Origin of the sequence: Acinetobacter sp. Gutcm_16, from assembly GCF_028649355.1 — a bacterium.
Lineage (GTDB): Bacteria > Pseudomonadota > Gammaproteobacteria > Pseudomonadales > Moraxellaceae > Acinetobacter > Acinetobacter johnsonii.
In genome coordinates this window covers 92,554-101,630 of record NZ_JAQSUV010000029.1, presented here as the reverse complement: position 1 = coordinate 101,630, position 9,077 = coordinate 92,554, and the positions used below count along the sequence as shown (strand labels likewise).

Annotated in this window: 9 protein-coding genes; all 9 read right to left on the bottom strand. The window is 46.2% G+C overall.

Going from position 1 to position 9,077, the window contains the following annotated elements:
* Nucleotides 1-298: 298 nt before the first annotated feature.
* From PTT44_RS07585 to PTT44_RS07545, 9 genes are read right to left on the bottom strand one after another with little or no spacing between them, the layout of a single operon-like run.
* Nucleotides 299-733, bottom strand: a complete 435-nt coding sequence (locus PTT44_RS07585; RefSeq protein WP_168159530.1) for an excinuclease — start codon at nt 731-733, stop codon at nt 299-301.
* An 18-nt stretch (nt 734-751) separates the two neighbouring features.
* Nucleotides 752-1,972, bottom strand: a complete 1,221-nt coding sequence (locus PTT44_RS07580) for a beta-ketoacyl-ACP synthase (protein ID WP_168159531.1) — start codon at nt 1,970-1,972, stop codon at nt 752-754.
* Complete coding sequence (locus PTT44_RS07575) at nt 1,972-2,697, bottom strand: 3-ketoacyl-ACP reductase FabG2 (RefSeq protein ID WP_062031687.1); 726 nt, start codon at nt 2,695-2,697, stop codon at nt 1,972-1,974. Before PTT44_RS07575 ends, PTT44_RS07580 begins: the two co-directional genes overlap by 1 nt.
* A complete protein-coding gene (locus tag PTT44_RS07570; protein ID WP_168159532.1) occupies nt 2,694-3,131 on the bottom strand; it encodes an ApeP family dehydratase in 438 nt (145 codons plus the stop codon). Before PTT44_RS07570 ends, PTT44_RS07575 begins: the two co-directional genes overlap by 4 nt.
* Nucleotides 3,128-4,324: a beta-ketoacyl-[acyl-carrier-protein] synthase family protein gene (locus PTT44_RS07565; protein ID WP_168159533.1), complete on the bottom strand. Its 1,197-nt coding sequence runs from the start codon at nt 4,322-4,324 to the stop codon at nt 3,128-3,130. Before PTT44_RS07565 ends, PTT44_RS07570 begins: the two co-directional genes overlap by 4 nt.
* The gene (locus tag PTT44_RS07560; protein ID WP_168159534.1) at nt 4,317-4,874 is read right to left on the bottom strand and encodes a DUF3261 domain-containing protein; all 558 of its coding nucleotides are present in this window, start codon (nt 4,872-4,874) and stop codon (nt 4,317-4,319) included. Before PTT44_RS07560 ends, PTT44_RS07565 begins: the two co-directional genes overlap by 8 nt.
* A complete protein-coding gene (locus PTT44_RS07555) occupies nt 4,864-6,165 on the bottom strand; it encodes an NAD(P)/FAD-dependent oxidoreductase (RefSeq protein ID WP_168159535.1) in 1,302 nt (433 codons plus the stop codon). Before PTT44_RS07555 ends, PTT44_RS07560 begins: the two co-directional genes overlap by 11 nt.
* 18 nt (nt 6,166-6,183) lie before the next feature.
* Nucleotides 6,184-8,508 (bottom strand): MMPL family transporter, encoded by a 2,325-nt coding sequence (locus PTT44_RS07550; RefSeq protein ID WP_168159536.1) that lies wholly within the window; start codon nt 8,506-8,508, stop codon nt 6,184-6,186.
* Nucleotides 8,483-9,073: a LolA family protein gene (locus PTT44_RS07545; protein WP_435781939.1), complete on the bottom strand. Its 591-nt coding sequence runs from the start codon at nt 9,071-9,073 to the stop codon at nt 8,483-8,485. The genes PTT44_RS07550 and PTT44_RS07545 overlap by 26 nt, the downstream gene beginning before the upstream one ends.
* Nucleotides 9,074-9,077: the final 4 nt, after the last annotated feature.

The following is a 9,077-nucleotide window of genomic DNA, read 5'->3' as shown; positions in this document are numbered from 1 at the left end:
GGTAGAGCACAACCTTGCCAAGGTTGGGGTCGCGAGTTCGAGTCTCGTTTCCCGCTCCAAATTCAAAAAAGCCCTCATCGAAAGATGGGGGCTTTTTTATGCATTTCTGAACCTTACTCAAATTATCAATACTAACTCTGACAATCAAAAAATGCTGAATTAAGACATCGAACCAATGAGGGATGTCTAAAAATAGAGCATCCCTTGCTGTAAGAATCCATCCTAATATTGCTGCTATACAATGAATTTGGAATTAGATTGTTCTTATTTGGAAATTCATCTCACGCATCCAAACATATTAAAACTTCACCAAATCCCCTTTCAATGCCACACCAGCCATCGCAGTGCCTTTCGCGCATTGGTAGGTGGTGGTACTCCGTGTTTCATTCGACTTATAAAAACTCACCAGATTGGTCACAGCATTTGCACCATTGGCTTTAGCGGTATTTTGGAATTGAATCAATGCTGAACGAAGTACATGATCACATGAACTTTCCGCAGATTTAGCAAAACCGTTGGTCTTTTTATTGGTCACTAGGCCCTTTTCAATCGCCTTTCCGCCCGACTTGGTGCCTGCCAAATAAAATTTTACTGAGCCATCTAGCACGCCATCTGCAACAGCACGGTTCACTGCGTCTTGAAATTTAAAATCATACATTTTGTCAGCCGCTTGAGCCGATGCGATTGCACCGAAAGACAACATAACGACTGCACAAATATTTTTGAATAACATCGTTCTACCCTTATCTAATTAGATACATTTAAAAATCAAGGAGGTATTAATTCCCCCAAAAGCAAAATTATTGCTCATCACCATTTGCGTTTCTGCTGAACGCATATCTGAAACGATATAATCCAGATCGCCACAAGCACTGTCAATCTGATCTAAATTCAGCGTCGGCACCAACTGATTGCGTCGCATCATTTCAATACTCAGCCAAGCCTCAATAGCTCCACACGCCCCGAGTGTATGACCAAAATAACTTTTTAATGAACTGATCGGCTTTTTCCCCAAGATGCGCGCAGTTGCTTGTGATTCAGCAATATCCCCCTGATCGGTCGAAGTGCCATGTGCATTGACATAATCAATATCCGCAGCAGTGAGCTGTGCATCTTTCAGTGCCAACTGCATACAACGGCCCATCATTTCAGAATCAGGTCGAGTTACATGCTGACCATCGGTATTACTGCCATAGCCAACGATCTCGGCATAAATGGTGGCCCCGCGTGCTTGGGCATGTTCATATTCTTCTAAAATCAAACAGCCTGCGCCTTCACCGACCACCAAACCATCCCGGCCTGCATCAAACGGGCGTGGCGTTGTCTCAGGTCGATCATTTTTCACACTAGTCGCCAACAGCACATCGAACACGGCTGAACCCGCTGCACTGAGCTCTTCTGCCCCACCTGCAATCATCACAGTTTGTTTGCCATATTTGATCGCTTCATAAGCTTGACCAATAGCCATAGAACCTGAAGTACACGCACTTGAGGTCGGCAGCGTTAAACCTTTTAAGCCAAAATACACCGTCATATTGACCGCACTGGTATGCGACATCATACGAATGTAGGTCGTGGCATTGAGTTGGCTCATATTGTGCTCAATCAACATCGCACCAAACTCACGCACCGCATCTACACTGCCCGCAGAGGAACCAAAAGCCACGCCTGCATCGCCACTTTTTAAGATATCGGCATGCAGTAAACCTGCGTCTTCCAATGCTTTTTCAGCACATACGGCAGACATTAAGGCCACGCGACCCATGCCTCGGGTCACTTTACGGTTAAAATGCTTAGGTACGGTAAAGGACTCCACAGGACCCGCCAATTTACTACGTAAATCTGGATAAATTTCCCAGTCAGGCATATAGCGAATGCCGCTTTTGCCTTGTGCAAATTGTTCAAAAATTTGCTCTGCGGTTTCCCCCAAAGAGGTAATCCCAGACATACCTGTCACAACAACACGTTTCATTAGATCAAGCCTCCATTGACTGAAATCACTTGACGGGTGATATAACTGGCATCATCACTACACAAAAACTTCACCGCTTTTGCAACTTCTTCCACCTGTCCCATGCGCTGCATCGGGATCATTTTCAAAGCATGTTCTTTCACTTCTTCCGTGACCATTTCGGTTTCAATCAAGCCTGGAGCCACACAGTTCACCGTAATTTTGCGTTTTGCCAATTCCAGTGCCAATGCTTTGGTCGCGCCAATTAAGCCTGCTTTAGCAGCACTATAGTTCACCTGACCGCGGTTACCCATGATTCCAGACACCGAAGATAAGGTCACAATACGTCCGCCCTTTTTCAAGCGGATCATTGGCATCATCAAGGGTTTCAGCACATTATAAAAACCGTTCAGGGAGGTCGAGACCACGTCATCCCAGTCTTCATCAGTCAGTGCGGGGAAAGCACCATCACGGGTTAATCCTGCATTCAACACAGCGCCGTAAAAAGCACCATGCTGTGCTATATCTTGCTCTAAAATAGCGGCAATCTTTTCACGCTCATTCACATCGAACATCAGTACATGGCTGGCCTGCCCAAGCGCTTGAATTTCCTGAGCCACTGCTTCGGCCTCAGACTGCCTTGAACGGGCATGGACCGTGACATCAAAGCCTGCCTTTGCTAACTCTAAAGCAATCGCTTTACCTATTCCACGACTCGAACCCGTAACTAAAATTCTTCTGTTCACACTAGTTTTCCAATGATTTCATTCATATTTTCAGGCTCAAATACGCTCAACATAGCGCTGAACCGATGTTCTTGATATTCAATTTCACAATTAAACTGCCCCAAACCTTCGTGCAGATAACTTTGTTCGACTCGAATCTGCACGGTTGTGCCCAAACTAAAATAGGCACAAGGCAACTGCATTTTACGCGTTCCCAATAAAAAGCCAATTTTCGGTGGCAAGCCCTGAGTTTGTCCTTTATAACCGGCATAGACGCTGATGGTCTGCGCCATCAGCTCAATGCTGCTCCATGTGGGCAAGCCTTCTGGCTCAGAAAACATCAAATCAGGGGTGATGTGAAGTTCTGCAATGGCGAACTCATCATTGGCTTCAATCAGATGACTCACGAAAACCATCGGTTTTTCATGTGGAATAAACTGTACTGCATCCATCATGGCAAAGCCGTCCCGAAAATTAAACTGATATTGCTGCCGCCAAAAGCAAAAGAATTACTCATCGCATAGCGAATGGGTGTATTCAAATGCGGTGTAAGCACATAGTTTTGCCCAGCCAAAGCATCGTCCACTTCGCCTGCATGATGCAGCGGCAACCAGGATTGATCTAATAAAACCTGCTGGCAAATAAAGGCTTCAATTGCACCCGCTGCCCCCAGACAATGCCCTGTTTTATGTTTGGTACTGCTCAAGGCCACAGCTGCATCTGAAAAAACGGTCTGTACCGCCTTAATCTCCATCGCATCATTTTGCGGTGTGGATGTGCCATGCAAATTTAAATAATCAATATCGCTTGCTTCAAGCTGTGCAGCATCTAATGCTTTTTGCATCGCCTCCACAGCCCCTTGCCCTTCTGGATGTGGTGCTGAAATATGCCATGCATCCATTGACTCTCCACTCGACAGCAGCATCACAGGGGCAGGCGCTTTAGAGAGTAAAAACAGTCCTGCAGCTTCGCCAATATTGATACCTTCACGGTTGGCGCCACAGGGCTGGCAAATTCCGCTCGATAAACTTTCCAAACTATCAAAACCATTTAAGGTCAGCTTGCATAAGGTATCCACGCCTCCAACCAACACAGCATCGGCCAAATCGGCATTGAGCAGACGTTGCCCCGCTGCCATCGCTTTGGCCGCTGAGGAACAGGCGGTAGAAATGGTATAGGCAGGCCCTTCCCAGCCCAAATACTGTTGTAAGGCTTTCGCTAAACTGCCCATTTCTTGTTTTTGATGCTGAATAGACTGCGGCGCTGGCTGGTGAAACTGCGCTTTTAACACAGGTTCATTATCCGCAATGCCTGAAGTTGACGTACCGATAATCACAGCGAGACGCTGTTTAGGAAACTGTGCAATATAAGCACGAATCTCGGTTTCAATTTTCGCCAAAGTCGTCAGGGCAAAGCGTAGATTTCGTGAGTCTGCATCGCTCAAGCCGTCAGGGACTTGTTGGACCAAGGATTGATCAGCAGCACCTACCCATACCGTGCGCCCCGCAATCAGATCCTCTCGTTGCGACAAGGTATTTTCTGTGCTTGTTAAGGCATGTTGAAGCTCAGCCGCGTTTTGTCCCAAAGCCGACAGTGTGGCACTGAACTGAATACCAACGGCTGAAGCATGCTGTACATTTTTATTCATCAGTACCGCCTTGATCATCTTCTAAAGTATTGCTCACCGCGCTGATCACCATTTGATACGGCACTTGCAAATTATCCAGCTCAATCACGCCCTCTTTTTGCTGAATTTTCAACACAGGCTGCTGCTGTATATAAATGGTATCAGCTTTATGTACGACCGCATTTTGAGCCGCATGTAACGCAGCAAAATTTGGATAGGTTGCATACAGAATATCGCGCACCACATAATCAAAAGGCAACAGTTTCATCGGCTCAATCCGTTGTTCAACGTCTACCTTTTGACCATCAAAACTGAGCTTAAACAACTGCTGCCCCGTAAGGCTGAGCGCTAACATGTCAAGCGACTGTCCCCGCTGTTGCTGGTACAGTAAAAAGCTGAAACTCTGGCTTTTCCACTGCACTTCAATTTGGTCTTGGCGCTGGTAATTTTGCGCCCCCCACTGCGGAGTTGCGAGCCCTTGCGCTTCAGGAATCCAGCTTTGGCAAGCACTACAAAATAATGTACTGGCTAAAATCCAACTGACGGTTTTCAAATGCAGCTTAAATTTCATCAGTTAGTGACTCTTTCTGCACTTGTTCTTTGCGACAATATTCTGCCAAAGTACTTAAGCGTTGTTTGGCATTACGGTGCATGGGGTTGTTCGCATCCCATGCATAGCCAGCCAATAAAGAAGCTATCATGCGACGAATTTTTTCATCTTGTCTGTTCGAGAACACTACATCCTGAAATTCACCTGAATACCATAACTCGACATAGGCACGGAACACTTGAATGCCTTTACGCAGCGGCTTTTCATATTGCTCCATCCAATCGACCGCCTGACCTTGCAACACCTGTTCAAGCAATGGCACAGCTAGACTAGACGATTTTAAGGCAATCGTTACCCCTGAAGAAAAGACAGGATCGAGGAACTCCCCTGCATTGCCAAGTAGTGCATAGTTGTTGGATGCCAAATGTTTAACATCAGCAGAGTAGCCCACCAAAGTGCGTACAGGCGTGTCATGTTTGGCGTGACGTAGCACATGCGACAAGCTGGCATCATCGGCTAAAATACGTTTCTGTAAGGCTTCTAAATCATAATCTGCACTGCCGTCATAGCCGTATTTTTCAAAGAAATCTTGCTCCGCCACGATGCCAAATGAAGAGCGCCCATCGGCAAAAGGAATCAGCCAATACCATGCGCGATGATCTTTTTCATGCACGGTAATTAAAATTTTCTCACGGTCAAACTCAGGGTCATCCAACAAACCATCTTCAATATGCGTAAAGACTGCACGGCGCACTGGAAAGTCCGACGGACTTTCTAAGTCAAGAAACTTTGGCAAAATGCGGCCAAAACCACTGGCATCCAAGAGGAACTTGCCTTGAATTTGGTAACTGTTGCCTTGCTCATCTTTGACCGTCAAAATCGGTTGAGTTGATGCCACATCGACAGCCAGCACTTCATGACCAAAACAAATGTCTGCCCCCATTTTTTCAGCTTGCTGAGCCAAAAGCTGGTCAAAGTTGGCACGTCGTACCTGCCATGTAGTGCCTGGGCCTTCACTAAACTTTTGAGTAAAATCATAAAAACTACGCTGTGTGCCTCTTAAAAAAGCCGCGCCATTTTTAAACTGAAAGGCATATTCGTCAGCATGGGCACGCACCGTTTCCAATAAACCCGCTTCTTCTAAAAACACCATACACTGCGGCAATAAAGACTCGCCGATGGAAAAACGCGGAAAATATTGCTTTTCAATCACCGTAACCTGATAGCCTTTTTGGCGTAGCAAAGCTGCGGCTGAACTACCTGATGGTCCCGCCCCAATAATTAAAACATCTGTTTGTTGCATGGTGCTCATTGCACTGTACCCTTTGACTCAGCTCTTTGGCTGATATTGTTGAACCACCACATGTTTTGCATCGGAAGATGTAAAAAGTGTGGCGTAAATAAATGAAAAAATAACGCCCAATAACACCGTTAAGCCAAAACTATGAATGGCATAAGTATGACTAAAAGACAGCAAACCAAAGCCAAAGAACGTCGACATCATGCACAGAAACAAAGCCATGCCCACCACCTGCGGGTGATCATGTCCGTGACGGTAGAAAATCGCATAGTCCACCCCAATCCCAATGATCAGGAAGGTACCCATAATGCTGAATAAATTAATCTCGACACCCAACCAGGCTTGAATCGCAAACGTGGTCATTAATGCCATGCTGACAGGCAACACCAAAGGCAGAATGGATTTTTTGCCATAAAGTGCCCCTAAGCCAATGGCTAAAATCATCAAAGCACTAACTAATAGCCACTGTGCCTGCACACGATGCTGTTTAAACAATTCAGACAGTTGATGAACGGGGCGTAACAGTTGTACATCCACATTTTCAAGCTGTTGCACGGCTTTGACGTCATGCACATTTTGCAGCATCACTAAACGTTGTGTCGGACTCATCTGCAAAAAATGCAGGGGATGATCTTTAAAGACGGCTTCGGTCAGCAACGGTTGGTCTTTTAAATGCGCTTGCCAGTTTAAAACATCGGCTGCGTTAAGCTGTAGTGCTTGCGCATATTTCACCAAAGCGGATTGAGGAATCGCCTGTAACATCGCGATATTGTGTTTTTGCTGTTCAAGCGAGGGAATCCACTGCCCTAAGGCTTGCACTGTATCTAACTTACCAGCCTGTTGTAAGGGTTCAAGCTCTGCCAGTAGTTGCTGTTCATGCTGCTCTAACTCTGCTGGGATTCTGCCCTGTACCACAAAATATTCACTGCTTTGCTGTTGCATAAAGCGCGAACGAATATATTGATCTTCTTGCTTTAAGGTGGCATCCATACTTTGCAAATTACGGATGTCATCATTGCTTTTCAGCAAGGCGAGGCTGCTGCCTGTCCCCAGTACAATTAGTGCAATCATGCCATAACGCAGCGTATTTCGACTCTGCACATAACTGCGTGCTTTGCCAATAAAACCCAGTGTATGTATCGCAGGTTCCGCATTCAGCGCAGGCAAACGTGGCAGCAATAAAATACTGGTCACCCATGCAGCACTCAGTCCAACCATGGAAAAGACCGCAATTTGTTTAAAACCCGGAAATGGGGTAAAACTCAGCACCACATAGGCCAACAGCGTGGTCATTAGCCCCACAAATAAACTCGGCAATAATGGTTTTAAAACAGCAAATCCATCAATCTGTCGGTGCTGAGACTGCATGGCCATAAAGTAAAATGAAAAATCGACACAGACCCCAATCAGACTTGCGCCAAAGACCAGTGTCATCAGGTGAATTTCACCGAAAACCCAATAGGTCACCGCAAAGGCCACTAAGCTGCCTGTGCCGACTGCAACCATTTCCGTCAGCATCGGTCGTATCGAACGGAAGCCAAACCAGACTAGAAGCAAAATCCCGATGGTCGAACCCACGCCAATGGTGGAAATTTCCTCTTTGGCAGAGTTAGTGCCGAACTGTGCAAACAGCAGCGTACCTGTCCAGTGCGGTTTAACTTGCAACTGTTTGAGCTGCTGATTGATATTTTGGATAAACGCAGCGGTCTGCTCTTGGTAGGCAATATTATAAGGGCTGTTATTAAGCTGAAGTACCATCAGGCGTGAGATGCCTTGCGTATCACGAATCGTGGCAAAGCCCTGCTCTAAATTGATATCAGCATTGCTATGTAAAGCGCTTAAACCCACTGCATAACGCGGGAACAGCAGCAAGGGATCTTGCTTGAGCATTTCAGCCGTGATCGGCATGCCGGGACTCATCAGTTGCAATAAGCCCTGCTCTGTCAGTGCGGCATCATCCTGCTCCTGCAAAATCTGCTGATCGGTCTTGGATAATAACCCCGCCTTGTGTTGATACAGCGCTTGGGCAAATTGATCAGGATCAAGCTGCGGACGGACAGGTAAAAATAGCTGACTTTGGTCGGCTTGGGTTTTGAGTGCTTGCGTTGCCTGTTCTAATTGCTGATCCGTTTTGGCATCCAACACCACAAAAACTTTGTCATTTAACTGCTGACTGACGTATTGCTGTGCTTGTTCCAGATGCGCATCTTGATGTGCCTCAGGCAGCAAAGCAAAAATATTAGTCTCAATCTTAATGCCTTTATTCAGCCAAGCCACGCCCAGTGCCAAAGCAATGACACACAGCACCAACAGCCACAGGGCGCTAAATTTATTTTGCCAATTGGAAAAGCGCATTTTCCGCAGCCGTTAAAGTTTGAGGTTGAGCCGTTTGCTGGCTAAAACGAATGATGGTGCGATTATTGGCTTGTTCCAAAATCGTGATACGGTCCACATAATGCTGACCTTGCGCATCGACTTGGACAAAAAGCTTTTTAAATAGACTGCTCTTCGGCGTTAAGCTGACATTCCACTGCATCGGACTATAATTGGCCGACACCACATTAAAGTTTTTAGCGAGTGCCGCTTCATTGCCCGACATCAACTGTAAAAACATCGTCGCTACAGAGCCATAAGGAGTCTTATCGACTTCAATTTGACTAGACGTACGCTGCGTCTTTTGTACCAGCTTACGTGGTGTCACCACCAAATCGGCTTTGACGGGACTTTGAATCTGCCACAGCACGCCTTGGTTTTTGCTGAACAGCACAATGCCTTTGGACACATAGGTTTTATTTAAAGAGGCCAGTTTTTTCTGTTGCTCAAATTGGGCGCGCACCACAGGCGTTGCACCAAGCTGAGCAAACACCTGCTTCAATTCAGTATTTTGTGCATTCACTGCGGGAGCAAGCAAAGTCATCATACTG

Bases quoted from the DNA above. Each gene is read 5' to 3' on its own strand.
- PTT44_RS07545 (WP_435781939.1), bottom strand. From the start codon at position 9,073: ATGATGACTTTGCTTGCTCCCGCAGTGAATGCACAAAATACTGAATTG.
- PTT44_RS07555 (WP_168159535.1), bottom strand. From the start codon at position 6,165: ATGAGCACCATGCAACAAACAGATGTTTTAATTATTGGGGCGGGACCA.
- PTT44_RS07560 (WP_168159534.1), bottom strand. From the start codon at position 4,874: ATGAAATTTAAGCTGCATTTGAAAACCGTCAGTTGGATTTTAGCCAGT.
- PTT44_RS07565 (WP_168159533.1), bottom strand. From the start codon at position 4,324: ATGAATAAAAATGTACAGCATGCTTCAGCCGTTGGTATTCAGTTCAGT.
- PTT44_RS07550 (WP_168159536.1), bottom strand. From the start codon at position 8,508: ATGCGCTTTTCCAATTGGCAAAATAAATTTAGCGCCCTGTGGCTGTTG.
- PTT44_RS07570 (WP_168159532.1), bottom strand. From the start codon at position 3,131: ATGATGGATGCAGTACAGTTTATTCCACATGAAAAACCGATGGTTTTC.
- PTT44_RS07585 (WP_168159530.1), bottom strand. From the start codon at position 733: ATGTTATTCAAAAATATTTGTGCAGTCGTTATGTTGTCTTTCGGTGCA.
- PTT44_RS07580 (WP_168159531.1), bottom strand. From the start codon at position 1,972: ATGAAACGTGTTGTTGTGACAGGTATGTCTGGGATTACCTCTTTGGGG.